This window comes from Kitasatospora sp. MBT66 (assembly GCF_000710405.2).
GTDB classification, from domain to species: domain Bacteria; phylum Actinomycetota; class Actinomycetes; order Streptomycetales; family Streptomycetaceae; genus Kitasatospora; species Kitasatospora purpeofusca.
In genome coordinates, this window is record NZ_JAIY01000006.1 from 1,037,110 (window position 1) to 1,063,191 (window position 26,082).

24 protein-coding genes are annotated in these 26,082 nt (G+C 72.4%); 10 read left to right on the top strand and 14 right to left on the bottom strand.

All coding sequences use genetic code 11. From position 1 onward, the window contains the following. Window positions 1-173 precede the first annotated feature (173 nt). Window positions 174-1,898, bottom strand: a complete 1,725-nt coding sequence (locus BI06_RS17010; protein ID WP_043468877.1) for a DUF885 domain-containing protein — start codon at window positions 1,896-1,898, stop codon at window positions 174-176. 84 nt (window positions 1,899-1,982) lie between these two features. Continuing rightward, a complete protein-coding gene (locus BI06_RS17015) occupies window positions 1,983-2,672 on the bottom strand; it encodes a rhomboid-like protein (RefSeq protein WP_051741143.1) in 690 nt (229 codons plus the stop codon). Between the two features lie 231 nt (window positions 2,673-2,903). Between BI06_RS17015 and BI06_RS17020 the strand changes: the two genes are divergently transcribed. After that, a complete protein-coding gene (locus BI06_RS17020; protein WP_037779415.1) occupies window positions 2,904-3,653 on the top strand; it encodes a TetR/AcrR family transcriptional regulator in 750 nt (249 codons plus the stop codon). A gap of 139 nt (window positions 3,654-3,792) precedes the next feature. Here the strand turns inward: BI06_RS17020 and BI06_RS17025 are convergent, their stop codons facing one another. Then, on the bottom strand, window positions 3,793-4,653 hold the full coding sequence (locus BI06_RS17025; RefSeq protein WP_030392811.1) for a fumarylacetoacetate hydrolase family protein: 861 nt from the start codon (window positions 4,651-4,653) through the stop codon (window positions 3,793-3,795). Window positions 4,654-4,944: 291 nt separating this feature from the next. Between BI06_RS17025 and BI06_RS17030 the strand changes: the two genes are divergently transcribed. Then, window positions 4,945-5,646, top strand: coding sequence for an MBL fold metallo-hydrolase (locus BI06_RS17030; protein WP_043468880.1), 702 nt, complete (start codon window positions 4,945-4,947; stop codon window positions 5,644-5,646). On the opposite strand, the gene BI06_RS17035 is transcribed toward BI06_RS17030, so the two are convergent. From BI06_RS17035 to BI06_RS17065, 7 genes are all read right to left on the bottom strand, one after another. After that, the gene (locus BI06_RS17035) at window positions 5,602-6,816 is read right to left on the bottom strand and encodes a serine/threonine-protein kinase (protein WP_051741145.1); all 1,215 of its coding nucleotides are present in this window, start codon (window positions 6,814-6,816) and stop codon (window positions 5,602-5,604) included. The genes BI06_RS17030 and BI06_RS17035 overlap by 45 nt on opposite strands. Before the next feature lie 141 nt (window positions 6,817-6,957). Further along, entirely contained in the window at window positions 6,958-7,947 is a 990-nt protein-coding gene (locus BI06_RS17040) for an ABC transporter substrate-binding protein (protein ID WP_043468883.1), read from the bottom strand. Window positions 7,948-7,992: 45 nt separating this feature from the next. Continuing rightward, window positions 7,993-8,745 (bottom strand): amino acid ABC transporter ATP-binding protein, encoded by a 753-nt coding sequence (locus tag BI06_RS17045; RefSeq protein ID WP_043469779.1) that lies wholly within the window; start codon window positions 8,743-8,745, stop codon window positions 7,993-7,995. A 65-nt stretch (window positions 8,746-8,810) separates the two neighbouring features. Continuing rightward, window positions 8,811-9,827 (bottom strand): amino acid ABC transporter permease, encoded by a 1,017-nt coding sequence (locus BI06_RS17050; protein ID WP_051741147.1) that lies wholly within the window; start codon window positions 9,825-9,827, stop codon window positions 8,811-8,813. Between the two features lie 28 nt (window positions 9,828-9,855). Continuing rightward, window positions 9,856-10,809 (bottom strand): ABC transporter substrate-binding protein, encoded by a 954-nt coding sequence (locus BI06_RS17055; RefSeq protein ID WP_030392816.1) that lies wholly within the window; start codon window positions 10,807-10,809, stop codon window positions 9,856-9,858. 119 nt (window positions 10,810-10,928) lie between these two features. Further along, window positions 10,929-11,414: a GNAT family N-acetyltransferase gene (locus BI06_RS17060; protein WP_030392817.1), complete on the bottom strand. Its 486-nt coding sequence runs from the start codon at window positions 11,412-11,414 to the stop codon at window positions 10,929-10,931. Then, on the bottom strand, window positions 11,411-12,589 hold the full coding sequence (locus tag BI06_RS17065) for an LLM class flavin-dependent oxidoreductase (protein WP_043468886.1): 1,179 nt from the start codon (window positions 12,587-12,589) through the stop codon (window positions 11,411-11,413). Before BI06_RS17065 ends, BI06_RS17060 begins: the two co-directional genes overlap by 4 nt. 714 nt (window positions 12,590-13,303) lie before the next feature. Here BI06_RS17065 and BI06_RS17070 point away from each other — a divergent pair. Further along, window positions 13,304-14,377, top strand: a complete 1,074-nt coding sequence (locus BI06_RS17070) for an amino acid ABC transporter permease (protein WP_082558514.1) — start codon at window positions 13,304-13,306, stop codon at window positions 14,375-14,377. Then, window positions 14,374-16,299 (top strand): FAD/NAD(P)-binding domain-containing protein, encoded by a 1,926-nt coding sequence (locus BI06_RS17075; RefSeq protein ID WP_043468890.1) that lies wholly within the window; start codon window positions 14,374-14,376, stop codon window positions 16,297-16,299. Before BI06_RS17070 ends, BI06_RS17075 begins: the two co-directional genes overlap by 4 nt. 24 nt (window positions 16,300-16,323) lie before the next feature. Here BI06_RS17075 and BI06_RS17080 read toward each other — a convergent pair whose 3' ends face one another. Then, the gene (locus BI06_RS17080; protein ID WP_051741149.1) at window positions 16,324-18,171 is read right to left on the bottom strand and encodes a serine/threonine-protein kinase; all 1,848 of its coding nucleotides are present in this window, start codon (window positions 18,169-18,171) and stop codon (window positions 16,324-16,326) included. Between the two features lie 205 nt (window positions 18,172-18,376). Here BI06_RS17080 and BI06_RS17085 point away from each other — a divergent pair, with 205 nt between their 5' ends. From BI06_RS17085 to BI06_RS17095, 3 genes are read left to right on the top strand one after another with little or no spacing between them, the layout of a single operon-like run. Beyond that, complete coding sequence (locus tag BI06_RS17085) at window positions 18,377-20,662, top strand: FdhF/YdeP family oxidoreductase (RefSeq protein WP_043468893.1); 2,286 nt, start codon at window positions 18,377-18,379, stop codon at window positions 20,660-20,662. Continuing rightward, window positions 20,655-21,284 (top strand): CatB-related O-acetyltransferase, encoded by a 630-nt coding sequence (locus BI06_RS17090; RefSeq protein WP_043468896.1) that lies wholly within the window; start codon window positions 20,655-20,657, stop codon window positions 21,282-21,284. Before BI06_RS17085 ends, BI06_RS17090 begins: the two co-directional genes overlap by 8 nt. 18 nt (window positions 21,285-21,302) lie before the next feature. Beyond that, the gene (locus tag BI06_RS17095; protein WP_030392824.1) at window positions 21,303-21,698 is read left to right on the top strand and encodes a hypothetical protein; all 396 of its coding nucleotides are present in this window, start codon (window positions 21,303-21,305) and stop codon (window positions 21,696-21,698) included. 156 nt (window positions 21,699-21,854) lie between these two features. On the opposite strand, the gene BI06_RS17100 is transcribed toward BI06_RS17095, so the two are convergent. The 3 genes from BI06_RS17100 to BI06_RS17105 form a co-directional block, all read right to left on the bottom strand. Then, on the bottom strand, window positions 21,855-22,046 hold the full coding sequence (locus tag BI06_RS17100; protein WP_043468898.1) for a DUF397 domain-containing protein: 192 nt from the start codon (window positions 22,044-22,046) through the stop codon (window positions 21,855-21,857). A 169-nt stretch (window positions 22,047-22,215) separates the two neighbouring features. Next, the gene (locus tag BI06_RS46400) at window positions 22,216-22,407 is read right to left on the bottom strand and encodes a DUF397 domain-containing protein (RefSeq protein ID WP_082558516.1); all 192 of its coding nucleotides are present in this window, start codon (window positions 22,405-22,407) and stop codon (window positions 22,216-22,218) included. Window positions 22,408-22,415: 8 nt separating this feature from the next. Then, window positions 22,416-23,270: a helix-turn-helix transcriptional regulator gene (locus tag BI06_RS17105; RefSeq protein WP_043468900.1), complete on the bottom strand. Its 855-nt coding sequence runs from the start codon at window positions 23,268-23,270 to the stop codon at window positions 22,416-22,418. A gap of 308 nt (window positions 23,271-23,578) precedes the next feature. Here BI06_RS17105 and BI06_RS17110 point away from each other — a divergent pair, with 308 nt between their 5' ends. From BI06_RS17110 to BI06_RS17120, 3 genes are read left to right on the top strand one after another with little or no spacing between them, the layout of a single operon-like run. After that, window positions 23,579-23,944, top strand: coding sequence for an ATP-binding protein (locus BI06_RS17110; RefSeq protein ID WP_043468903.1), 366 nt, complete (start codon window positions 23,579-23,581; stop codon window positions 23,942-23,944). After that, the gene (locus BI06_RS17115) at window positions 23,941-24,174 is read left to right on the top strand and encodes a hypothetical protein (RefSeq protein ID WP_043468906.1); all 234 of its coding nucleotides are present in this window, start codon (window positions 23,941-23,943) and stop codon (window positions 24,172-24,174) included. Before BI06_RS17110 ends, BI06_RS17115 begins: the two co-directional genes overlap by 4 nt. Further along, window positions 24,171-24,380 (top strand): hypothetical protein, encoded by a 210-nt coding sequence (locus BI06_RS17120; protein ID WP_043468910.1) that lies wholly within the window; start codon window positions 24,171-24,173, stop codon window positions 24,378-24,380. Before BI06_RS17115 ends, BI06_RS17120 begins: the two co-directional genes overlap by 4 nt. Window positions 24,381-26,082 lie beyond the last annotated feature (1,702 nt).

Here is a 26,082-nt window from a genome sequence, read left to right on the forward strand (position 1 = left end):
AGGGGAGCGGAGAGGTCACGCAGTCGCCTTCAAGCCAAACTCGCCTCGCGGCGAATCGCAAGGAAAAAGCTCACCAAATCGGTTGAAATGGGACCAAAGAACCAGATCGACCGGGACCACGGCCCGAGTGGACCGAGGTCCCGGGAGCGTGCCCGGGACCTCGCGCCACAGTCCTAGAGCGCGGACAGCTCCGCGACCAGGTCGTCCAGGCCCAGCGAGCCCTGCGACAGCGCCGCCATGTGCCAGGCCTTGAGGTCGAACACCTCGCCGCGCGCCTCGTGCGCCGCCCTGGCCGCGGCCCGCCCGCGCAGCCAGGCCCGCTCGCCCAGCTTGTAGCCGATCGCCTGGCCGGGCAGGCCCAGGTAGCGGACCAGCTCGCTGTCCAGGAAGTCGGTGGACAGCCCGCAGTAGGTGCCGAAGAACTCACGGGCGGCGTCCGGCTCGACCCGCTCCCCCGGGCGGTACGGCGAGTCGGCCGGGAAGTCCAGGCCGGCGTGCATGCCGATGTCGACGATCACCCGCAGCGCCCGCATCATCTGCGCGTTGAGGTAGCCGAGCCGGTGGCCCGGGTCGGTGAGGTAGCCGAGCTCGTCCATCAGGCGCTCGGCGTACAGGGCCCAGCCCTCCAGGTTGGCGCTCACCCCGCCGAGGCTGACCTGGTAGGTGGAGAGCCGGTCCGCGACGTAGTTCCACTGCGCGAGCTGCAGGTGGTGGCCGGGGACGCCCTCGTGGTACCAGGTCGAGACGAGGTCCCACTCCGGGAAGCGCTCGCGGCCGAGGGTGGGCAGCCAGGTCCGGCCGGGGCGGCTGAAGTCCAGCGAGGGGGCCGTGTAGTACGGCGCGGCGGCGCTGCCGGCCGGGGCGATCCGGGACTCGACCCGGGTGATCGGCTCGGCCAGGTCGAAGTGGATGCCCTGGAGGTCGGCGATCGCGCTGTCCATCAGCCCCTGGAGGAACTCGCGGGCGGCCTCGGCGCCGAACCGGGCGGGGCCGTCGGTCTCCAGCCACTTCATCGCCTGCATCGGGTCGGCGCCCGGCTTCACCTTCTCGGCCTCGGTGCGCATCTGGGCCAGCAGGTCGTGGAACTCCTGCCAGGCCCAGGAGTAGGCCTCGTCGAGGTCGAGGTCGGCACCGGTCCAGTAGCGCACCCAGCGGCCGTAGCGCTCGCGGCCGACGGTGTCCGGGGCATCGGCGGCGGCCGGGCCGTAGACCTCGCCCAGCCAGTCGCGCAGGGCCACCAGGGCCTCGGCGGCGGCCGTCGCGTGGCCGGACAGCTCCGCGCGCAGCGACTCGGGGGCCTCCCGGACCAGGTCGCCGAACCAGCCGCCCGGGGTGTCGCCGTCGAGCCACTCGCCGAGCTGGCCGATCACCGTGGTCACCTGGCGGGGGCCGGAGAGCAGACCGCGCGCGATGCCCTCGGCGAGGGTCGCGCGGTACCCGGCGAGCGCATCCGGCACCCGGGCGAGGCGGCGGCCGAGGATGCCCCACTGCTCCTCGGTGTCGGTGGGCATGAGGGTGAAGACGTCACGGAGGTTGTGCAGCGGCGAGCCCAGGTTGTGGACGGCCCGGAACCGCTCGCCCGCGTCGTGGACGGCGAGCTCGGCGACGAGCCGCTCGCGCAGCAGGCGGGCGCAGCGCCGTTCGGCCTCGTCCCGGGCGGCATCGGCCGTGGCGGCCTGGTCGAGTGCCGCCTCGGCCTCGTCGAGCCGGGCCAGGGTGGAGCGTCCGAGGTCCGCGATCGCCTCGGCCCCGGCCGGGGAGAGGTCGGGGAGGCGGTCGTCCTCGGGGTTCAGGCCCAGATACACCGCGGTCAGCGGGTCGAGCTCGGCGAGGTCCCGCACGTAGGCGTCGGCGACACGGCGGGGGGTGGTGCCGTCGGAGCTGATCAGTTCAACCATCCGGACATCATTTCGTGGCACGCGCCGTTTGCAAGCCCCTACCCGGTGGCATGGACCGGCCAATTCGCTCCCGTCGGCGCGGGCTCACCCGTCCGAGCGAACCCGCCGCCAGTGCCGCAGCGCTCGGCCCGGGTCCCACCTGGACCGTCCGTGTGCGAAGCGGAAGAAGCAGAGACCGATCAGCACGGCGCTGAAGTGCCCGAGGTCCGTGAACGTGTGCGAGACCACCAGGGGCACCAGGTAGAAGACGACGACCCCGGTGCCGTACAGCCACCGCCAGCCGCCCGCGAACCGGTAGGTGAGCACCGCGACCACCCCCGCCAGCGCGTACGAGACCCCGACGTCCACCGTCTCGGCCATGCTCCGCTGCAAGGTCCCCCGGACGATCCCCCAGGCGACCACGCCCTCGCTCACCAGGGTCGCCAGCACGTGCGCGGTCGCCGCCACCACGAACCAGCGCGCGGTGCCCAGCCAGCGCTCGGCGTTGGCGTGGAACACGGTGAACAGCACCGCGTACAGCGGCCAACTGGACGTCTCGGTCCACAGCGCGCTGGCCACCAGGGCGTGCACCGGGCGCGAGCGCAGCTGCTCCAGATTGGTCGAGCGGGCGGCCAGGAACCAGTCCAGGGTGTGTTGGTCCATCCGGGCCACCGCCAGGCTGGTGACCCCCAGCACGAGCAGCCACAGGTACGTCCCCGGCGCCGAGCGCACCCACGCCAGAAGCGCCCCGCGCAGGCGGCGCGCGCGGGGCGGCCGTTCCAGCGTGTGCGCCATCCGGCGGGCCTCCTCGGCAGGGCGGCGGGGTGCGTCCCATCATCCTCGGCCGGAGGCCGGCGGAGCGCCTCCCGGAGGCGTCCCCCGGGGCCGCCCCGGCACGGCCCCGCGCGGACCTCCGGCCGGGCCGTCCCGGGGCGGGGCGGACCGCCCGGACAGGCGCAAACGCCCGTTCGGAAGATCGGTGCACACCCGGCTCCGATCCGGCCCGGGGCCGTTACGCTGACCGGCATGGAAGCCAGCTCAGCGCCCGTACCGCCAGCCCCCGAACCGGCCGCCAGACCGCGGCGCGCCGGGTACCGGCGGCTGCCGGTGCAGCAGCGGCGCGAGCAGCTGATCGCGGTGGCCCTGGAGCTGTTCGCGCACCGGGCGCCCGAGGAGGTCGGGCTGGACGACGTGGCGCAGGCCGCCGGCGCCTCCCGGCCGCTGGTGTACCGCTACTTCGCGGGCGGCAAGCAGCAGCTGTACGAGGCCGCGCTGCGCAGCGCGGCCGAGGAGCTCACCGGCCGGTTCGTGGTGCCGCTCGCCGGGACCCCGACCCAGCAGCTGTCCGCCGTCCTGGAGAGCTACTTCGCCTTCGTCGCCGAGCACGGCACCGGCTACTCGGCGCTGCTGCGCGGCGGCTCGGTGGTGGAGACGGCCCGCACCTCGGCGATCGTGGACGACGTCCGGCGGGCGGCGCTGAAGCGCACGCTGCGCCACCTCGGGGTGCGGCAGGCCGGGCCGAGGCTGACCCTGCTGGTGCGCTCCTGGATCGCGGTGGTCGAGGGGGCCTCGCTGAGCTGGCTCGACGAGGGCCGGGAGGTCCCGGTGGACGAGCTGCGGGAGTGGCTGGTGGACCAGTTCGTGGCGATGGCGGCGGCGACCTCGCTGCACGACCCGCAGACCGCCGAGGTGCTGGCCGGGCTGCTGGCCCTGGAGGGCGCGGACTCGCCGCGGACGGCCCGGCTGCGGGCGGCGCTGGGCGGCCCGGCCGCGTAGTGCGCCGGACGCGGCAGCGCGGCAGAGGCGCGGACAGCGGCGTCCGGGGTCCGGGGTCCGGGGTCCGGACAGCGGCGTCCGGCGTCCGGCGTCCGGGGTGCGGCCCGACCCCCGTGCCAAGGGTCGGGACGGCGGACGGCTACGCCTTGCCGAGGACCTGCCGCTGCCGGCCGAGCCCGTCGATCTCGATCTCGACGATGTCGCCGGGCGCCAGGTACGGCGTGCCCGGGCGGCCCAGGGTGACCCCGGCCGGAGTACCGGTGACGATCACGTCGCCCGGCTCCAGCACCATGAACTGGCTCGTGTAGCGGACCAGCTCCAGCACCGGGAAGACCATCCGCTCGGTGGAGCCGTCCTGGCGCAGCTCCCCGTTGACCCACAGCCGCAGCGGCAGCCGCTGCGGATCGGCCACCTCGTCGGCGGTGACCAGCCACGGCCCGAGCGGGGTGAAGGTCTCCGCCGACTTGCCCTTGTCCCACTGGCCGCCGCGCTCGAACTGGAAGGCCCGCTCGGTGACGTCGTTGGCGATGGTGTAGCCGGCGATCACCCCGGCCGCCGCCGCGTGGTCCGGCAGGTAGCGGGCGGTCCGGCCGATCACCACGGCCAGCTCGGCCTCGTAGTCGGTCTTCTCGCCGCCGCGCGGCACCAGCACCTCGTCGTACGGGCCGACCACGGTCGAGCTGGGCTTGAGGAAGATCACCGGTTCGTCCGGGATCGCCGCGCCCGCCTCGGCCGCGTGGTCCCGGTAGTTGAGGCCGATGCCGACCACCTTGCCGGGGCGCGCCACCGGCGGGCCGACCCGCTGCCCGCCGATCTCGGCCACCGGCAGCCGGCCGGCCGCCACCTGCCCGGCCAGCGCGGCCGCGCCGTCACCGGTCAGTCCGGCGAGGAAGTCGCCGTCGATGTCCGCGGTCACCCCGGAGAGGTCGTACGCGGTGCCGTCCTGACCCAGCACGACCGGGCGTTCGGCGCCCGGCGGGCCGACGCGGAGAAGCTTCATCCGATCCCCACCTCCTAGTTCGTCGAGTTCGTCGCAGCGTGCCGGGCTTCGGACCCGGGCCGCCCGGAGGCGGCGCGGACCGTGCCCGGCCCCTGTGCTGCGAGGTATATCAACGGCGCGCCACCGCGGACCAGACCGTCCCGATCGGCGAAATCCTCCCAACCGTCCGAGCCCGGCACCGGCCGCACTGGGTGCCCGTACGGTTGACAGCCGGCCGACCGTCCCGCCGGATCGTCACGCCAGGGGCGAACACCCGGTCGAACGGCCACCGCCCGGGGCACGATCGATCCCATGGAGATCACCCGCATCCGACCCGAACTGACCGTCGTCACCCTGGACTTCGGCACCGTCTACCTCTGGCGCGACGAGGACGGCTCGCTCACCCTGATCGACACCGGCCCCGCCGGGCAGGCCGACGCCATCGAGGCGGCGATCCGCGCCGACGGCGCCGACCCGGCCGCGCTGCGCACCATCGTGCTCACCCACTACCACGAGGACCACGCCGGATCGGCCGCCGAACTCTCCCGGCGGCTGGGCGCCGAGGTGGTGGCCCACCGGCTGGAGGCCCCGGTGCTCCGCGGCGAGCAGTTGCCCCGGCCGATGGTGCTGAGCCCCTTCGAGCAGGAGATCTGGGACAGCCTGCCGAAGCTGCCGCCCGCCCCGCCGTGCACGGTCGACCGCGAGGTGGCCGGCGGCGAGAAGCTCGACTTCGGCGGCGGCGCGGTAGTGGTGCACGTGCCGGGCCACACGGACGGCTCGATCGCGCTGCACCTGCCGGAGCGGGGCGTGCTGTTCACCGGTGACATCGCGGCCAACGTCGAGCAGCGCACCATGCCCGGCGTCTTCAACGCCGATCCGGCGCTGGCCGTGGAGTCCTTCCGCCGGCTGTCCGAACTGGAGGCGGACACGGTGCTGTTCGGGCACGGCGTGCCGATCGCCGAGGGCGGCTCAGCCGCTCTGCGCCGTGCCGTCGAGCAGCTCGGCCAGCACTAGCGGACGGGCCGGGTCGGGCGCGGCGTCGGCGCTGTCGCGCTCCCACCGCTCCAGGTCGCGACCGACGTCCTCGCGGGCCCGCGGGTGGCCGTCCAGCGCGGGCAGCAGCTCGCGCAGCAGGGCGACGGCCGCCCGCGGCCGACCCGAGCGGGCCAGCCAGAGCGCCAGGTCGTGGCAGGTACGCAGGGTCCGGGGGTCGGAGGCCCCGAAGGCCCGGGCGAACTGCGGGATCAGCGCGACGAGTTGCTCGGCGGCCCGCTCGGGCGAGCCGGCCGCGCCGCGCCGCCAGGCGTCGTCGGCCTTCTGTCGCAGCGCCTCCGGGTCGCTGCCGCCCTTGCGGTCCCGCAGCGCCTTGAGGTCGCGCAGCCGCTGGCGGACCTCGGCGGCGTCGGCGGGCCGGTCCTCCGCCTTCTTGGCGAGCAGCTGGAGGATCAGCCGGTCCAGGGCCGGGTCGGCGGTGTCCGGGGACAGCGGCTGCTCGTGGAGGTGCGCGTACATCATGGTGACGGCCTGGTCGGCGTTGAACGGGCGGCGGCCGGTGCACAGCTGGTAGAGCACCACGCCGAGCGCGTAGAGGTCGGCCCGGCCGTCGATCGGCAGGCCGGCCCAGCACTCGGGCGCCAGGTAGACCGGCGTGCCGATGACCACGTCGGTGGAGGTGAGTCCGCCGGCGGCGGGCTGGGAGAGCAGCCGGGCGATGCCGAAGTCCAGCACCTTGGCCTCGCCGCCGTCGGTGATCATGATGTTCTCGGGCTTGATGTCCCGGTGCACCACGCCGTTGCGGTGCGCGGCGTCCAGCGCCTTGCAGATCTGCCGCACCCACCGCAGCGAGACCGCCGGCTCCGGCAGGCCGTCGCGCATCACCTGGGCCAGCGAGCGGCCCCGGACCAGCTCCATCACCAGGTAGTGGGTCGACCGCGCGCCGTCCTGCACCCGCCCGTAGTCGTACAGGGTGACGATGTGCGGATTGGAGAGCAGGCCGACCGTCCTGGCCTCGCGGATGAACCGGCCGACCGCCTCTTCGTCGCCCGCCTTCTCGTCGGAGAGCACCTTGAGCGCGACCGCCCGCCCGATGGTCTCGTCGTGGGCGGCCCAGACCACACCGAACCCGCCCCGGCCCAGCTCCCGGTCCAGCCGGTAGCGGCCGCCCACGACATCGCCCGCCTGCATGCGTTCCCCCACCAAGTCCGCCGGAATCGAACACCGTTCATCCTGACCGGGTCACGATAGCGGCGGGGAGCGGCACCCGGGTGAACGACCCCGGGACCGCTCCCCCGCGGCGGTCCCGGGGGCCGCCCCCCGGGGCCCTCGCTACGGCTGCTTGGGCTTGGGCAGGCCGACCGGGTTGACCTCGGAGGTGGGCACCGCCTCGGCGTCCAGGCCCCAGCGCTTCAGCACCTGGGCGTAGCTGCCGTTCTTGATCACCTCGTTGATCGCCCCGTTCAGTGCCCCGACCAGGCCGCTGTCCTTCCTGGTGGTCGCCCCGATCTTGCCGAGCACCTCGGCGCCGCCGCCCGAGTAGGTGCCGATCACCTCGGTCTCGCCGGTCTGCACGGCGTGGAAGGCGGCCACCGGGTTGGGGCCGACGTAGGCGTCGATCCGGCCGGAGGAGAGCGCCAGGTAGTAGTCCGAGGAGTTCTGGTAGTACTTGATGTCGGCCGACTTCAGGCCGTTCTTGGTGTTCTCCTCGTTCCAGGCGATCAGCAGCTTCTCCTGGTTGGTGCCGGAGGCGACGGCGACGGTCTTGCCGGCGATGTCCTTGGGACCGGTGACCTTCCAGCCGGTGCCCTTCTTCGCCTCGAAGCCGAGGATGTCCAGCCGGTAGGTGGCGAAGTCGTACTTCTCCTTCCTGGCCTCGGTGACGGTGATGTTGGAGATGCCGACGTCGTACTTGCCGCTGTCCAGGCCGACGAAGATGTTCTCCCAGGAGACCGGGTTGAACTCGACCTTGAGGCCGAGCACGTTGCCGATCAGCGAGGCGATGTCCGGCTCGACGCCGATCACCGTCCGGTCGTCGTTGGCGTAGAAGTCCAGCGGCGGCGTGGTGCCGAGCGAGTCGACCACGGTCAGCGTCCCGCGTCTCCTGATCTCCTCCGGCACCAGGGCGGCCAGGGCGTCCACCTTGGGCGTGGTCACCCGGTTCTGCTGCGGGGTGAGGTTGACCGCGGTGCCGTTCGGGGCGGTGCTGCCCTTGGCGGGAGCGAGGTCGGCCGCCGCGTCCGTGGAGCTGCCGCAGGCGGCCAGGGTGAGGGAGGCGGCGAGCGCGGCGGCGGTCACGAGGGCGCGACGGGGTAGGGACATGGCGGAACTCCTGCGGGTGAAGGGGGGTGGATTCAGGGGGTGGAGTCAGAGGACCTTGGCCAGGAAGGCCTTGGTCCGCTCGTGCTTCGGCTCGTCCAGGACGGCTCGCGGCGGGCCCTGCTCGACCACGACGCCGCCGTCCATGAAGACCACGGTGTCGGCGACCTCGCGGGCGAAACCGATCTCGTGGGTGACCACGATCATCGTGGTGCCGGCCCGGGCGAGGTCCTTGACGACGTCGAGCACCTCGCCGACCAGCTCCGGGTCGAGCGCCGAGGTCGGCTCGTCGAACAGCAGCACCTTGGGCTCCAGCGCCAGTGCCCGGGCGATCGCCACCCGCTGCTGCTGGCCGCCGGAGAGCTGCCGGGGGTAGGCGTCCGCCTTCTCGGCCAGGCCGACCCGCTCCAGCAGCTCCAGTGCCCGGGCCCGGGCCTCGGCCTTCGGCCGGCGCAGGGCGCTGACCGGCGCCTCGACGATGTTCTCCAGCACGGTGAGGTGCGGGAACAGGTTGAAGTTCTGGAACACGAAGCCGATGTTGGTCCGCTGGCGCAGGACCTCGCGCTCCTTGAGCTCGTGCAGCTTGTCCCCGGCCCGGCGGTAGCCGATCAGCTCGCCGTCGATCGCGACGAAGCCGCGGTCGACCTTCTCCAGGTGGTTGATGGCGCGCAGCAGGGTCGACTTGCCGGAGCCGGACGGCCCGAGCACCACGGTCACCGAGCCGGCCGGGACGTCGAGGTCGACGCCGCGCAGCACCGCGGTCGGGCCGAAGCTCTTCCACAGGCCGCGGACCTGCACCATCGACGGTGCGGCGACCGGCCCGTCCGCCGGGGTGTCCTCGACGCGCGGTTCCTTGACGACGGTGGTCATGAGCGGCCTCCGAGGGCGACGGCGGTGGCGGTGCGGGCGCGCAGGCCCCGGACAAGGGAGCGGGCCCGCTGGAGCGGGGTGGGCGGCGGGGTGCGGTCGGCGCCGCGGGCGAAGTACCGCTCGACGTAGTACTGGCCGATCGACAGCACGGTGGTCAGCAGCACGTACCAGACGGTGGCGACCATCAGCAGCGGCACCACCCGGCCGGTGCGGCCGTACACCACCTGTACCTGGTAGAAGAGTTCGCCGATCGCCATCACGTAGACCACCGAGGTGCCCTTGAACAGCGAGATCACCTCGTTGGCGGCGGACGGCAGGATGCCGCGCATCGCCTGCGGCAGGACGATCCGCCAGGCCTGCCGCCAGCGCGGCACGCCGAGCGCGGCGGCCGCCTCGCGCTGGCCGGGGTCGACGGCGATGATGCCGCCGCGGATGATCTCGGCGGCGAAGGCGGCCTGGTGCAGCCCGAGGCCAAGCACGGCCGCGCCGAGCGCGCCCAGCACCCCGATCGTCTCGAAGTCCCCGAAGGTGGGCCCGAACGGGATGCCGAAGCCGAAGCGCTTGTAGAGGTAGGAGAGGTTGAACCAGAAGACCAGCTGGACGATCAGCGGGATCGAGCGGAACACCCAGACGTAGGCCCAGGCGACGGTCTGCAGGATCGCGCTGCGGGAGAGCCGCATCGCGGCCACCACGGCGCCCAGCAGGAAGCCCAGCACGGTGCCGTAGGCGGTGAGTTCGACGGTGCGGCCGACCGCCCGCAGGATGGTGTCGGCGGAGAAGTAGACCCGGAAGGTGGCCCAGTCCCAGCCGGGGTTGGTGGCCAGGCCGTGGGCGAACTGGGCCAGGACGACGAGGGCGGCGAGGCCGGCCGCCCAGCGCCAGGGGTAGCGGGCGCGGACGGTGCGCAGACCGGCGAGTTCACCGAGGTCGAGCGGGGCGTCGGCGGGCGCGCGGTCGGGTTTCGAGCGGGTCGGGGTGCCGGTGGTGGTGGCGCCGGCGGTGGCGGTGGTCATGGGGGACTCCTCCCGGGAGGACAGGGGATCACGCGTGCTCGGGCGGGCTGATCAGGGACTCCTTGACGGCCGAGTCCGTCACCCCCCACTTCTTGAGGATCCGGTCGTAGGTGCCGTCCTTGATCAGCTCGTTGACGGCCGCCTGGAAGGCCGGGGTCAGCGCCGAGCCCTTCTTGAACGCGAAGCCGACGTCGAGCCGGTGGAACTCGCCCAGGAACCTGGTGCCGGAGGCCTCCTGGGCGGCCTGGTAGCGCAGGCCGTTGATGGTGGACATCACGACGTCCACCCGGCCCTGCTGGAGGCTGGTCAGCGTGGCGCCGCTGTCGCTGAACGCCTTGACCTCGTAGGGCTGCTTGCCGGCGTCGGTGCAGACGTTCTTCTTGGCGTTCAGGGTGGTCTCGAAGGTGGTGCCGGCGCCGGTGCCGATGGTCAGCCCGCACAGCTGGACCAGGTCGGTGATCGGCTTGACGGTGGTGTTGTCCTTCTTGACCGCGAAGCCCTGGCCGTCGTCGATGTAGGTGACGAAGTCGATGGTCTTCAGCCGGGCCGCGGTCACCCCGAAGTTGCCGGTGCCGACGTCGTACTTGCCGCTGTCGAGCGCGGGCAGGATGGTCTCGAACGCCGCCTCCTCGCGCCGCACGGTCAGGCCGAGCAGGCGGCCCACGGCGTCGCCGAAGTCGATGTCCACCCCGGCGGCCTTCTTGGTGGCCTGGTCGGCGTAGAAGGCCGAGGGCGGGGCGCCGATCGAGGAGCCGAACTTGACCGTCCCGGCGGCCCGGACGTCGGCGGGCAGCAGCGCGGCGGCGGTGTCCGACTTCTTCAGGCCGGAGACGAGGTCCTCGGCGGCGGCGGAGACGGCCGGCCGGCCGGAGCCGCCCGCCGCGGGGCCGGTGCTCGGGTCCGAACTGCACGCCGCCAGGGCCAGGACCGGCAGCAGGGCGGTGGCGGCGAGCAGCCGGGGGCGGGCGGTGGTGGTTCTCACGGAGGTGCCTTTCGGGAGGTACGGGGGGCGGTGCGGGTGCGGTGGGTTCAACGTGCGGTGCGGGCCCGACGTGCGGTGCGGGCCCGACGTGCGGTGCCGGCCCGGCGTGCGGTGCGGCTTCAGAGGAGCGGCTTCTCGAACGGCAGCGGTCCGATCGTCAGAGGATCGGCGTCGACGTCGAACAGCGGGGTGTAGCCGGCGGCCAGGTACAGCCCCCTGGCCTCGGGCTGGCGCGGGCCGGTGGTGAGGAAGATCCGGTCGTAGCCGGCCCCGGCGGCGGCCCGCTCCAGTTCGGCCAGCACCCGGCGGGCCAGCCCCCGGCGGCGGTGCGCCGAGGCCGTCCACATCCGCTTCACCTCCGCCGTCCGCTCGTCGTACCGCTTGTACGCGCCGCCGGCCACCGGTTCGCCGTCCTCCAGCAGGAGCAGCAGCAGGCCGTGCGGCGCGGTCCAGCTGTCCGCCGGGTAGCGGGTCATCTCCTCGTGCGCCTCGGGGCCGTAGCGGCGCACGTACTCCTCGGTGAGCTCGCGCACCAGCGGCTCGGCGAGCGGGTCGTCGATCCCGACCCGGCGGACCTCGACGTCGAGCGCCGGTGCGCCGCTCACGCCTGGGCCGCGATCAGCTGGTGCCGGTCGTGCTCGGCGCGTTCGGCCCGCTCGGCCTCCGCCGCCGCCTCGGCCGCCGCCCTGGCCGCGTCCCGCTTGGCGACCTCCTCGCGGACGATCGGGATGACGTGCCGGCCGAAGTCGATCGCGTCGTCCACCAGGTGGTAGCCACGGGCGGAGAGGATGTCCACGCCCAGGTCGTAGTAGTCCAGCAGCGCCTGGGCGACCGTCTCCGGGGTGCCGACCAGGGCGTTGGAGTTGCCCGCCCCGCCGGTGGCGGCGGCGGTCGGCGTCCACAGCGCCCGGTCGTAGCGCTCGCCGGCCTCGGCGATCTCAAGCAGTCGCTGCGAACCGGCGTTCTCGGGCCCGGTGCCGGCCGGGCGGCCGCGGCGGATCAGGTCGCCGCCCTCGCGCCGGGCCTTGATCGCGGCGACCGTCCGGTGCGCCTTCTCCCAGGCCAGTTCCTCGGTCGGCGCGATGATCGGCCGGAACGCCACCTGGATCCGCGGCGCGTCCGTGCGCCCGGCCTGCTTGGCGGCCTCCAGCACCCGCTCGATCTGCTCGGCGGTGCGGGCCAGCGGCTCGCCCCAGAGGCAGTAGATGTCGGCCTCGGCGCCGCCGGCCGCGTACGCCGCCTCCGAGGAGCCGCCGAAGGAGACGCCCGGCCGGGGCTGCTGCACCGGGAAGACGTCGGAGACGAAGTCCTTGAAGCGGTAGTGGGTGCCCTCGTGGTCGAAGGGCTCCCGGCTGGTCCACGCCTTCTTGACGATCCGGATGTACTCCCGGGTTCGGTCGTAGCGCTCGTCCTTGGTCAGGAAGTCGCCCTCGCGCTGCTGCTCGTGGTCGTTGCCGCCGGTGATGAAGTGGACGGTGAGCCGGCCGTCGCTGATCCGGTCCAGGGTGGCGAAGGTCTTGGCGGCGAAGGTCGGGTACGAGACGTTCGGCCGGTGGGCGAGCAGGATCTGCAGGCGGTCGAGACGGGAGGCGATGAACGCGGCGGCGGGCGCCGGGTCGGGCGAGCCGGAGCCGTAGGCGAACAGCACCCGGTCCCAGTCGTGGTCCTCGTGGGCGCGGGCCAGCTTCAGGGTGTAGTCGCGGTCGAACGCGGCCGTGGTGCTCGCGGTGGTCTCCGTACCGTCGGCGGTGGCGGCGATGCCGAGGAATTCGACGGGCATGGTGGCGGAACCTTTCGGATCGTCCGCGGTCCGGCCGGACGCGGGCAGCCGGTGGCGCGGGAGGGTGGGGGAAGGCGTGGGGCACCGCCGGCCGGCGGCCGGAGGGCGGTACGGAGCGGAGGGCGGTAGCCGTACGGGGCGGGACGACAGGAGGTGGCCACGGGCACGTGACGGCCCGGGGCGGTACGGAGGACTGCCGGAGCGCAGCGGAGCGGGGAGGAAGAGGGCGGGCGGCAGCGCGCGGTCGACGAGCCGTCAGGACGTGACGGCTGTCCCGGCCCGGGACGGGGCACCGAGGGAGGTCGCTCCGGAGGAGGACGGGGCCGGACGAGCGGCCCGCTGCCGGGTCAGCCGCGACACGCCGCGGACCACACCCGACCGAAGTCGATGTGGTCGCGGGTGACCAGGGGCTGCTCGGCGTACATGGCCTCAAGTTGAGCAGCGAACCACGCACCCGTCAACCGTCCTCCATTACCGCTCTGTTGCGATCTCCTGTCGCCACGCGACACCTCCCGCGCCCCCGGCGTCCCGTCACCGCCGACCCTTGACACCCGCCGATCGCGCACGCGTACGATCGAAAGCGGAGTGCAGTGCCCCGCCGGACGCGTTGAGGGACGCGGGCCGGCCGCAACGGCCGTACGTGACCACGCCGTACCCCCGCCCCGTGCGCCCGCGCGCATCCCGCATCTCCGCCCTCCCGCCTGGAGCCTCCGCATGGCCACCCCGCCGGACGTCCTGCCCGCCCCCTCCTCCCCGCCCGCTCCGGTACCGATCCGCCGAGGCGCTGCCACCACCACCGCCACCGCGCCCGACCTCTGGGCCGCCACCGCCCGGATCGTCCCGCGCCGCCGCACCGGCCAGTGGATCTCCGCCGCGGTCGCCCTGCTGCTGTTCGCGATGGCGGTCAACTCCCTGGTCCGCAACAAGGCGTTCCAGTGGGACGTGGTCGCCGAGTGGTTCACCGCCACCTCGGTGATGAACGGCCTCACCCTGACCCTCTGGCTGACCGCCGTCACCCTCGGCCTGGGCTTCGTGCTCGGCACCGTCCTCGCCACCATGCGACTGTCCGCCAACCCGGTGCTGCGCACGCTCAGCTGGATCTACATCTGGATCTTCCGCTCCACCCCCGCCCTGGTGCAGCTGCTGCTGTTCTTCAACATCGGCGCGCTGTACCCGACCCTCGGCCTGGGCATCCCGTTCGGCCCGGAGTTCGTCACCGTCCGCACGGTCAACCTGTTCGGCCCGACCTTCACCGCCGTGGTGGGGCTCACCCTGCTGGAGGCCGCGTACGCCGCCGAGGTGGTGCGCGGCGGCATCCTCTCCGTCGACCGGGGCCAGCTGGAGGCCGCCGCCGCGCTCGGCCTCGGCCGGTGGCGGGTGCTGCGCCGGATCGTCGTCCCGCAGGCGATGCGCTCGATCGTGCCGACCGCCGGGAACATGCTGATCAGCGCCCTCAAGGGGACCAGCATCATCAGCGTGCTGGCCGTCTCCGACCTGCTCTACTCCGTCCAGCTGGTCTATCTGCAGTCGTACCAGGTCATCCCGATGCTGATGGTCGCCACCCTCTGGTACGTGGTGATCACCACCGTGCTCTCGGTCGGGCAGTTCTACGTCGAGCGCCACTTCGCGAAGGGCGCCACCCGCGAGGGCCTGCCGCCCACGCCGCTGCACCGGGCCCGCGCCGCGTACCGGCGGCTGCGCGCCGTCGCGGACGAGGCCGCCCCCGGGGAGACCGGCACGAGCGGGGCCGGCACGGGCGGGACCGCCACCGGGAAGGACGCCCGATGAGCGCCGTCCTGGTCGTCGTCGGCGCCGGGCCGCGCGGCACCGGGGTGCTGGAGCGGATAGCCGCCAACGCCCCCGAACTGCTGCCCGCCGACCGGCCGTTGCACATCCACCTGGTCGACCCGCACCCGCCCGGCGGCGGCCGGATCTGGCGCCACGAGCAGTCCCCGCTGCTGCGGATGAACTCGATGGCGGAGGACGTCACCATGTTCACCGACGAGCGCTCGACCCTCGACGGGCCGGTCCGCCCCGGCCCCTCGCTCGCCGAATGGGCCGCCCGTCCCGAGGAGTTCGCCCCCTACCGGGAGATCGCCGACCCCGAACTGCGGGCCGAGCTGGACACCCTCGCGCCCACCGACTTCCCCACCCGGCGGGCCCAGAGCGCCTATCTGGACTGGGTGTTCCGGCGCGCCGTCGCCGACCTGCCGCCGCACATCACGGTCACCGTCCACCGGGACACCGCGCAACGGATCGAGGGCCCGGCGGACGGTCCGCAGCTGGTCCACCTCTCCGACCGGGTACTGACCGCCGACCACGTCGTCCTCACCCTCGGCCACCTCGAGTCCCACCCCGACCCCCGCTACGACGCCGACGCCGCCTTCGCCGCCCGGCACGGCCGCTTCCACCTGCCGCCCGCCCACTCCGCCGACGTCGCCGCCGAACTGGAGCGCATCGCCCCCGGCGAGCACACCGTGCTGCGCGGCTTCGGGCTCGCCTTCGTCGACCTGGTCTCGCTGCTCACCGAGGGCCGCGGCGGCCGGTTCGATGAGGCGGCCGACGGCGGCCTGGTCTACCGGCCCTCGGGCCGCGAACCGGTCGTGCACGTCGGCTCGCGGCGCGGCGTCCCGTACCACTCCAAGACCGGCTACCGCCTGGTCGGACCGCCGCCGCCGTTCCCCCGGTACTTCGACGCCACCGCCGTCGACGCCCTGCTCGACCGGCCCGGAGCGCTCGAACTGCGGCGCGACGCCTGGCCGTTGATGGCCAAGGAGATCGCCTTCGGCCACTACCACGAACTGTTCCACGCCCACCCCGGGCGCACCGCCCTGCCCTGGGCGGAGTTCCTCGACGGCCTCGACGCGCACCCCTGGGCGTCCCCCGGACTGGACGCGCTGGTCGAACGCGCCGTCCCCGACCCGGCCGACCGGCTCGACCTCGAACGCCTGGACCACCCGCTGGCCGGCCTGGAACTCGGCTCTGCCGAGGAACTCCAGCGGTACCTGCGCCGCTACATCGCCGAGGACGCCGACCGGCGCGCCGACCCCGCGCACAGCGCCGACCTCGGCGCCTTCCTCGCCCTGCTCTCGCTGTTCGGCCAGCTGCCCCGGATCCTCGCCTCCGGCCGACTCACCGCCCGGTCGGTGGGCGAGGAGGTCGACGAGTGGTTCTTCGGCTACTTCAGCTACCTGGCATCCGGCCCACCCGGCTTCCGGCTGCGCCAACTGCTCGCGCTCTCCGAGGCCGGCGTGGTCCGCTTCCTCGGCGCGGGCGTCCGGGTCGAACGGGACGAGCGCACCGGCAGCTGGCTGGCCTCCGGCGCCACCGTGCCTGGCCGCACCGTCACCGCCACCGCGCTGGTCGAGGCGTACCTGCCCAAGCACGTACTGGCCCGCACCCGGGACCCGCTGCTGCGCGAACTGCACCGGGACGGGCGGATCGTCGAGGAGGTGGTCAGCGACCCGGAGCACACCCACCACTCGGGGCTGCTCACCATCCGGCCCCGGGACGGCCTCGTCCTCGACCCGACCCTCGGCGGGGAACCGCACCCGCGCCGCACCGCGCTCGGCCCGCACACCAGCGTGCGGGCGGCTGCCGCGTTCGCCCGGCCGCGCACGGACTCGCCCGGCTTCCGGCAGAACGACGCGGCGGCGCGGGCGCTGCTGGGCGCGCTCGCCGGGGTGGGGGCCGAGGTGGTGCCGGTGTGAGAGCTCGGGCGCGCGCGGGCCGCGTCACGGACCGTAGATCTCCTCCACCAGGTCCTCGGCCGTGACGTGGTCCGGCGCGGCGAGGATCCACTCGCCGATCTGCTTGATCCCGGTGCCCCGCTCCAGCGCGTCCAGACAGGCGTCCGCCTCCTTCTCCGAGGCGAACTCCCAGGCCAGCACGCGACGGATCAGCGCCAGCGCCTCGGCCGGGTGCATCCGCGGCCGCTTGCCGGGCTTCGGGCGCCCGGCCGGGGCCGCCGCCAGCCGCTGCTGGCGGGCGGCGAGGTCCTGCCAGGCGTGGACGGTCAGGGGGTGCTGCTCGCCGAGGACGGCGACCAGCTCCGGCAGCAGGGTGCGCAGCTGGAGCACGGCGCCCTCCGGGTCGCCCCGCTCCGCGGTGTACGCCGCCAGGTCGTGCCGCGCCTGGAACACCCGCGGGTCGTGCGGGCCCCAGACGGTGTGCAGTTCCGGCAGCAGCTCGGCGAGCCGGCGCATCGCGCTGACCGTCTCGCCGCTCTCGCCGATGCAGCGGAGCAGGTGGTAGCGGGCGGTGAGGGTGTCCGGGTCGGACGGGCCGAGGGCGACGCGCAGGTCCTCGGCGACGGTGGACAGCAGCCGGATCGCGCCGTCCAGGTCCCCGGTCCGGCTCAGGAACCAGCCGAAGTCGCGCCAGGCGGCAAGGGTCTCGCGGTCCGCGGGGCCGAGCGCGGCCACCGCCTCCTGGGCGATTCCGTGCAGCAGGGCGGCGGCCTCTTCGGGCGTCGCGGCCCGGTGCGCGGCGCTCCGGCGCTCGGCGAGGGCGTGGCGGGCGACCTCGTGCGGGGACGGGGGCGCGGCGCCCTGCGGGGGCGTGGTGAGCGGGGGCAGCACACCCGGTCCGAACACGACCGGCGGCGGGAGCACCGGCACCGGGCCGAACACCACGGGCGGCGGGAACACCGGCACCGGCGGGACGAGCACCACCACGGGCCCGAACCCCGGCTGCTCCGCGGGCACCTCCACCGGCCGCTCCGCGGGCTTGTCCGCCGGGGCCTCCCCCGGGCCCTCCCCCGCCAGCTCCGCGAGCCGCCGCTCCACCGTCCGCGCGTCCGCCGGCCGGTGCTCGGGGTCCTTCGCCAGCAGCTCCGTGACCAGTCCGGCCAGGTCCGCCGGCAGCCCGAACTCCGCCGGGTCCAGCGCCGGCGGCGGCGCGTTCAGGTGCTGGTACATCAGCACCGGCGTCGAGTCGCCGCTGAACGGCCGCACTCCGGTGCAGAGTTCCACCAGGACGCAGCCGAGGGCGTAGAGGTCCGCCCGGCCGTCCACCCGGCCGCCGGTCCAGCGTTCCGGCGCCATGTACGCGGGACTGCCGACGACCGTCCCGGTGGTGGTCAACCCGCCAGCCCCGATGTCGAGTTGGGCGATGCCGAAGTCCAGTACCTTCACCGTGCCGGCCTCGGTGACCATGATGTTCTCGGGCTTGATGTCGCGGTGCACCATGCCCGCGTCGTGGGCGGCGGCCAGCGCCGAGCAGATCTGCCGCCCCCACCGCACGCTCCGCTCCGGACCGGGCGGGCCGTCCCGGAGCACCGAGGTCAGGGTGCGGCCGGTGATCAGCTCCATCACCAGGTACGTCACCGTGCGGCCGCCCAACTCACCCTCGCCCAGATCGTGCACGGTGACGATGTGCGGATGCGAGAGGTTGCCCGCCGCGCAGGCCTCGCGGACGAACCGGAGCGCGGCCTTCTGCTGGTCCTCGCCGTGGTGGTTGATGACCTTGACCGCCACCGGGCGCCGCATCCGGGAGTCGAAGGCCCGCCACACCACACCGAAGCCGCCCTGGCCCAGCCGCTCCACCAGCTCGTACCGACCGTCGAGCACGTCGCCGATCATCACCCGCCCACCCCCGCACTCGTGCCGCCTCCGCACTCTATCCACGGGACCGCCCGCTCCGGCCGTCCCTTCGCCCGCTCTTTCTCCCGCCTCCACTTCCCGCCTTCGGCCACATCTCCCCTGCCGCCGGCGTGTGCCCTGGTGGGAGGATGGCAACGGGCCCCGCGACGACGCGTTGGCCGCACGCACAACAAGGAGCGCAGTCATGGCCAAGCAGGCCCCGCAGAGCGATCCGGCGCAGGACGCCCCCCGGGTGTCCGCGCCCCAGCACGCGGCCGCCGGGCTGCCCGCGGTCGGCCACAGCCTGCGGATGGCCGCCGAGCAGATGGGTGTCCGCCGCACCCTCAGCACCCTGCTCAAGGTCAACCAGCCCGACGGCTTCGACTGCCCCGGCTGCGCCTGGCCCGAGCCGGGCAAGACGCACACCGCCGAGTTCTGCGAGAACGGCGCCAAGGCCGTCGCCGAGGAGGCCACCGAGCGCCGGATCCGCGCCGAGTTCTTCGCCGCGCACCCGGTCGCCGAACTCGCCGAGCGCTCCGGCTACTGGCTCGGCCAGCAGGGCCGGCTCACCGCGCCGATGCTCCTCGACGAGGGTGCCACCCACTACACCCCGATCTCCTGGGACGACGCCTTCGCGCTCATCGCCGAGGAGCTTCGGGCCCTGGACACCCCGGACGGCGCCGCGTTCTACACCTCGGGCCGGACCAGCAACGAGGCCGCGTTCGCCTACCAGCTGTTCGCCCGCCGGCTCGGCACCAACAACCTGCCGGACTGCTCCAACATGTGCCACGAGTCCTCCGGCTCGGCGCTCACCGAGACCCTCGGCGTCGGCAAGGGCAGCGTCAGCCTCAAGGACCTCTACCAGGCCGATCTGATCATCGTCGCGGGCCAGAACCCGGGCACCAACCACCCCCGGATGCTCTCCGCCCTGGAGCGGGCCAAGCGCGCCGGCGCCACCATCGTCAGCGTCAACCCGCTGCCCGAGGCCGGGCTGGAGCGGTTCAAGAACCCGCAGCAGGCCCGCGGCCTGGTCGGCCACGGCACCAAGCTGACCGACCTCTTCCTGCAGATCCGGCTCGGCGGCGACCTCGCCCTGTTCCGCGCCCTGAACCAGCTGATCCTGGAGAAGGACGCCGTCGACCACGCCTTCGTCGCCGAGCACGGCCACGGCTTCGAGGAGTTCGCCGCCGAGGCCCGGACCACCTCCCGCGAGGAGGTGCTCGCCGCCACCGGCCTGCCCTGGGAGCAGATCGAGGAACTCGGCCGGATGGTCCTCGCCTCCGAGAAGGTCATCGTCTGCTGGGCGATGGGCCTCACCCAGCACAAGCACTCCGTGCCGACCATCCGCGAGGTGGTCAACTTCCTGCTGCTGCGCGGCAACGTGGGCCGCCCCGGCGCCGGCGTCTGCCCGGTGCGCGGCCACAGCAACGTCCAGGGCGACCGGACGATGGGCATCTTCGAACGGCCCTCCGCCGCTTTCCTGGACGCCCTCGGCCGCGAGTTCTCCTTCGAACCGCCGCGCGAGCACGGCTTCGACTCGGTCGACACCATCCGGGCCATGCGGGACGGCCGGATCGGCGTCTTCTTCGCCATGGGCGGCAACTTCGTCGCCGCCACCCCGGACACCAAGGTCACCGAGGCGGCGATGCGCCGCTGCCGGCTGACCGTGCACGTCTCCACCAAGCTCAACCGCTCGCACGTGATCACCGGCGCCCGCGCGCTGATCCTGCCCACCCTCGGCCGCACCGACCGGGACGTCACCGCACGCGGCGCCCAGTTCGTCAGCGTCGAGGACTCCATGGGCCAGGTCCACTCCTCGCGCGGCGGCCTGCGCCCGCCGGCCCCGGGCCTGCTCTCCGAGGTCGCCATCGTCTGCCGCCTCGCCCGCGCCGCCCTCGGTCCGCAGGACACCGTGCCGTGGGAGGACTTCGCGGACGACTACGACACCCTGCGCGACCGGATCGCCAGGGTCGTCCCCGGCTTCCAGGACTTCAACGACAAGGTCCGCCGCCCGGGCGGCTTCACCCTCCCGCACGGCCCGCGCGACACCCGCACCTTCCCGACCGCGACCGGCAAGGCCAACTTCACGGTCAACCCGCTCACCGCCCCCGAGGTGCCGGAGGGCCGGCTGCTGCTGCAGACGCTGCGCTCGCACGACCAGTACAACACCACCATCTACGGCCTCGACGACCGCTACCGCGGCATCACGGGCGGCCGGCGCGTGGTGCTCGTCAACCCGGCGGACGCGGACGAGTTCGGTCTGTCCGACGGGCAGTACGTGGACCTGGTCAGCGAGTGGAAGGACGGCGTGGAGCGCCGCGCCCCGCACTTCCGCGTCGTCCACTACCCGGTGGCGCGGGGCGGGGCGGCCGCGTACTACCCGGAGACGAACGTGCTGGTGCCGCTGGACTCCACGGCGGACGTCAGCAACACCCCGACGTCGAAGGCGGTCGTGATCCGCTTCGAGGCCGACAGCGGCGCCGATGCCTGATCCCTCGGTGCTCCACCCGATGCCGGAGCAGCCCCGCGTGGTGCTGCTCCGGCCGCTGGTGACGTCGCCGCTGATCGAGGTCGGGGAGTTCACCTACTACGACGACCCGGACGACCCGATGGCGTTCGAGACCCGGAACGTGCTGTACCACTACGGCCCAGAGCGGCTGGTCATCGGCAGGTACTGCGCCCTGGGCACCGGCGTCCGCTTCATCATGAACGGCGCCAACCACCGGACGGACGGCCCGTCGACCTTCCCGTTCCCGATCATGGGCGGCTCCTGGGCGGCGCATTTCGACCTGCTCACCGATCTCCCGAACCGTGGCGACACGGTGGTGGGCAGTGATGTGTGGTTCGGCAACGGCGTGACGGTGATGCCCGGCGTCCGCATCGGCCACGGCGCGATCGTGGCGACGGGCTCGGTGGTCACGGCCGACGTCCCGGACTACGCCGTCGTCGGCGGCAACCCGGCCCGGGTGATCCGCCGCCGGTACGAGGAGGCGGACGTCGCCCGTCTCGTGGCTGTGGCCTGGTGGGACTGGCCTGCTGAGCACATCACCGCCCATGTGCGGACGATCATGTCCGGGACGGTGGAGGAGCTGGAGGCGGTGGCACCGGAGTAGTTCTGGCAGTCTGCCCAGGTGTCGAAGAAGCAGAAGCACGTCACGACCTTCGCCGAGTTGGTGGCGGCCATGCCGTCACCGGCGGAGGATTCCCATGGCTCCTACGTCCAAATGCCCGTGGCTGCCCGCGGCTTCACCGATGCCGACGGCTGCTACTGGCGGCTCACCCGCGGCCCGATCGATCCCCGCCGGGCCAAGCGGCTCGCGGTTGATGCGGACGTGATGACGATGGGCACCTACTACGAGGAGCGGGTCGAACGGTGGCTTCCGCGTTTCGTCAAGGAGGCCGAACGCCCGGCGGCCTGGGTGGAGGCACGGGCCCGCTTCGACGCTGATGAGCTGCCGATTCATGAGGCGTACGAGTTTGTCGGGGAGGACGGCCGCGTCCTGCTTTTCATCGAGACGTACTGCTGAGTCGAGAGCGGGCGCGACCGAACTCGGCCGGGAGGCACTCCGGAGTGGGAAGTCGGCGAATCCGACTTCCCACTCCCGGCACACCCCGCCTCGGCTGCGAGGGGCGACTTATGGGTAGCTGGCCCCTCGCTCGAACCGAGCGAGGGGCTGGCGGGATCATGCGTGCTGGTCGAATCCACTGGCCTTGATCGATTCGAGCAGGTTGAGGAAGGTCGCAGGATCCGCGCCGAGGATCGTTCCGGGCTCGTCGGACTCTCGCAGTTCCACCACCTCACCACGGGCACGGACCTCCACGCACTCGTTGTTCGAAGCGCTGTAACTGGACTTCTGCCAGCTGGAGCTGTTCACGCACTCCCCTTTCCGTCCGTGGTACTACCAATACCTCTGGCCACAGCCGACAACCCCGGACTCCCCAACCACATCCTGATCGCGCCCTGCTCCAGCTTTGCCTCGGTTGGGCGGACAGCGACCCGGATCCTGCTGCCCCTCGCTCGGGCCGAGCGAGGGGCCAGCGAGATCACGCGTGGTGGTCGAGTTCGCCGGCCTTGATCGCATCGAGGAGGTCGGCGAAGGTGGCTGCGGCAGTGTGGAGTATGAGTTCACCGTCATCGGACTCCCGGAGTTCGACCAGCCCGCTTACGGTTCGGACTTCCACGCAGTTTTCGCTTGAGCTGCTGAAGGAAGACTTCTGCCAGTTGCTCTGATACATCTCGATCCCTACAAAGTTCGGACTGTCCGGCTGATCAGGTCGCGCGATTCGTCCTCTGTGAGCGCGTACTTCTCGATGCGCCCGAAGGTTGCACGGTAGGCAGCGAGTTCACCCGGGGCGTCGAAGAAGAAGGGTCCCCGCGAGGACTCCATCTCAGTGGTATCCAGCTCCGGCACCTCGCCGAAGCTGTAGATGATGCTCTCGATCGGGCCTGGCTGGGTATCTACGCTGAAGGGGATCACGCGGATGCTTATGCTCTCCCTGAGCGAGTCGTCGACCAGACAGCCAAGCTGCTGCCGCAGTACATCGGTGCCGCCATAACGTGTGATCAGGCATGATTCGTGAAGGTAGATCTCCAGCTTCTTCCGAGGGTCTCGGAGGAAGAGGTTTCTGCGCTGCGTTCGGAAGGCAATCCGCAGATCAGTCTCATGAACGGTGAGCTGGGGGATGACCCGACTGAACATCCCCTTCGAGTAGTCTCCGGTTTGCAGGAGCCCCGGAAGGAATGCGGACGTCCAGATCTTGATCGTCCCTGCGGCGAAATCCTCATGCTCCGCAGATTCGAGGAAGGTGCTGGGGATCAGGCCGCGATACTCCTCCCACCATCCCTTCGTCCGATCCTGCGTCATGTTGCCCAGTGCGTCGATCAGAGGTTCGTTGAGGCACTGGCAGGCGTTGGTGATGGCGCGCAGACGCTGACGGCTGACTCCGATCCTGCCGGACTCCATCTGGCTGATCTGACTCACGTCGATGTCGAGGATCCTGGCAAGCTGCGGACCGCTGAGCGTCGTAGCCTCGCGAATCTTTCGCAGCTCGGCACCGAGCCGGCGTTGCCTGAAGGACGGGTGGCGGCGTGGCGGCATGCGTTCGTTCCTTACGTGAATGGCGCCAAGTCTGCCGCCTGGCAGCCGGATCGGTCCACCACTCCCTACCCGCCTTCCCGCTTGAGGGTGATGTTTGAGCTAGTTGGTATCTCATAGGGAACTCTTGCTGTAGCGTCGGCCTCCGATCCGATCCGATGGATCGTCAGTAATGCCTGTTCACGGGGCAGTAGGCGCCTGCTGCCCTCATGCGCCGCAGAGCAACCGGCTTCGGCCTGGCCTGGCCTGGCTCACGGTGACGCATCCGTCGACGTTTCCTCCCTCCCTGCCCCTCCCCTTGGAGGTTCGCCATGCGTGCCTGCAACCCGCCCGACTGCTCCGCCGTCCGGGCCGAACTCCGCTCCCTCCTCCACACCGCCGGCTGGCGGCCGGACACCATCGCCGACGCCGAACTCGCCTTCCAGGAACTGTTCGTCAATGCCTGGCGGCACGGGCGCTGCCCCGCCCCGGCCGTCCTGGTCTCCCTGCGGCCGACCATCCTCCGCGTCGCCGTCTGCGACGACTGCCCCGACCTGCCCGAACCCCGCATCTCCGCCGACCCCTACGCCGTCTCCGGGCGCGGACTCCACCTCGTGCGCGCCCTCACCCACCGCCTCGGCGTCGACCCCACCAAGACGGGCAAGGTCGTCTGGTTCGAGCTGGACTTCGCCGCGTGAACGCCCCCGTCGACCCCCACGACCCCTACCTGCGCACCTACACCGAACCCGAGGTCACCGCCCTCCTCCTCGAACTCCACGAACGCGGCAGACCCCACGGCCTGCGCTGGGGCTCCGCCGCCGTGGCGGAGCCCACCATCGACGGCCGCCTCCTCGTCGACTTCGGCGACGCCCCCCTCTCCACCCTCCTCAACCTCCTCACCCTGCTCCGCCAGGCGACCCCGGGGTGAGCGGCTTCCTCGTCGGCGCCGCCTTCGCCGTCCTCCTCGCCCTCGCCATCGCCACCGTGATCACCGGTGTCGTCACCGCCCTGAAGATCGGCCCGCCCCCGCCGCCGATCACCCGCCACGGCCACTGGGAAACCCACACCCTCCCCGACGGCACCACCGAACACACCTGGACCCCCCACCAACCCCCAACCCGCATACCCCAGTAACCACCCGGAGTGGGAAGTCGAACCCACCGACCTCCCACTCCACGGGCGACCGCCGCTCGGCCCCGGCGGCTCCCCTGCACACAGCAAGGGAGCCACCGAACGAGCACCCAGGAGCAGGAAGTCGGCGACACCGACTTCCCACTCCTCCTGACCTCCGGCCTCCCCAGAAGGATCGACGTCGGCGAACAACTGCCCACAAACAACGGCTTCCCGGTGGCCCCTTGCCGCGCAAGGGGCCACCGGAGCGGAGTAGGAAGTCGACCCGTTCGACTTCCTACTCCACCCGGCCTCCGGCTTGAGCAACTGCCTCTCGCCCCAGCCGGGCGAGGGGCAGCCGGCCAAGGTCGGGTGAAGTGGAGCGGGTCAGTTCCGGTGGCTCCCTTGCAGCACGCGAGGGAGCCACCGTAGAAGAGCTCAGGAGCAGGAAGTCGGCGGCATTGGCTTCCGGCTCCGTCTGATCCTCGACCGAAGGAACGGCATCGCGAACGGCTGCCCCCGGATAGGCACGGCGATGTTCCGGTGGCCCCTTGCGCGCAGCAAGGGGCCACCGGAGAGAACGAGCCAGGAGTGGGAAGTCGGCGGCATCGACTTTCCACTCCTGGTGGCCTTCGGCCGCGCCAGCAGGAATGGCGTTGGCGAACCGTTGCCCACGGACAGCGGCCCTTCGGCGGCCCCCTTGCGCGCGCAAGGGGGCCGCCGAAAAGGAGAGAGCAGCAACCCGCGCCGGACCGCGAGCCGAACAGCATCGGAGTCGGAGTGGGAAGTCGGACCTGTCGACTTCCCACTCCGCCCCAGGCTTGGGGGCTGCTCCAGGGCCCGTGCCCGAGTCCAACGAGCGGCCTTGGCGTGCTCCGGTGGCTTCTTGCCCGGCGCAAGGAGCCACCGGAAAAGGCCCGGAGTAGGCAGTCAGCCTCGCCGACTTCCTACTCTGCCTGGCCTTCGGCTTGAGCAACTGCCCCTCGCCCCAGCCGGGCGAGGGGCAGCCAGCCGAGACCGGATGAAGTGGAGCGTTCGGTTCGGTGGCTCCCTTGCGAGCGGCAACGGAGCCACCGAAAGGAGCCCCGAGACGCAGGAAGGCGGCGACATCGACTTCCTGCTCCGCCTGATCCTCGACCCACCAGGAGGAACGGCATCGGCGAACGGCCGCCCCCGGAAAGGGACAGCGGTGTTCCGGTGGCCCCTTGCTGCGTGCAAGGGGCCACCGGAAATGACTCTCACCGCCCCCTCACCTTCGACCTGCGCCGATGCCCCTCGCGCAAACCGAGCGAGGGGCAGTCGGCCGAGATCGAGCGAGGTGAAGTGGGAAGTCGGCGGTGTCGACTTTCTGCTCCCCTCACCTTCGACTTGAGCAGCTGCCCCCTCGCTCGGGCCGAGCGAGGGGGCAGCCGGCCGAGGCTGGGTGAAATGGAGCGGGAAAACGCCCGACCTACTTCCCGCTCCACCGACGGCCGCGGCTCGGTTCGGTGGCTCCCCTGCACACAGCAAGGGAGCCACCGAACGAGCACCCAGGAACAGGAAGTCAGCGGCATCGACCTCCCACTCCCGCTGACCTCCGACGTCCCAGAAAGAACGGGTGGCGGCGAACGGATGCCCACAGACAACGGCGTCCCGGTGGCCCCCTTGCCGTGCAGGGGGCCACCGGAGCGGAGCAGGAAGTCGGCCCGCTCGACTTCCTGCTCCGCCCTGCCCCCGGCTTGAGCAA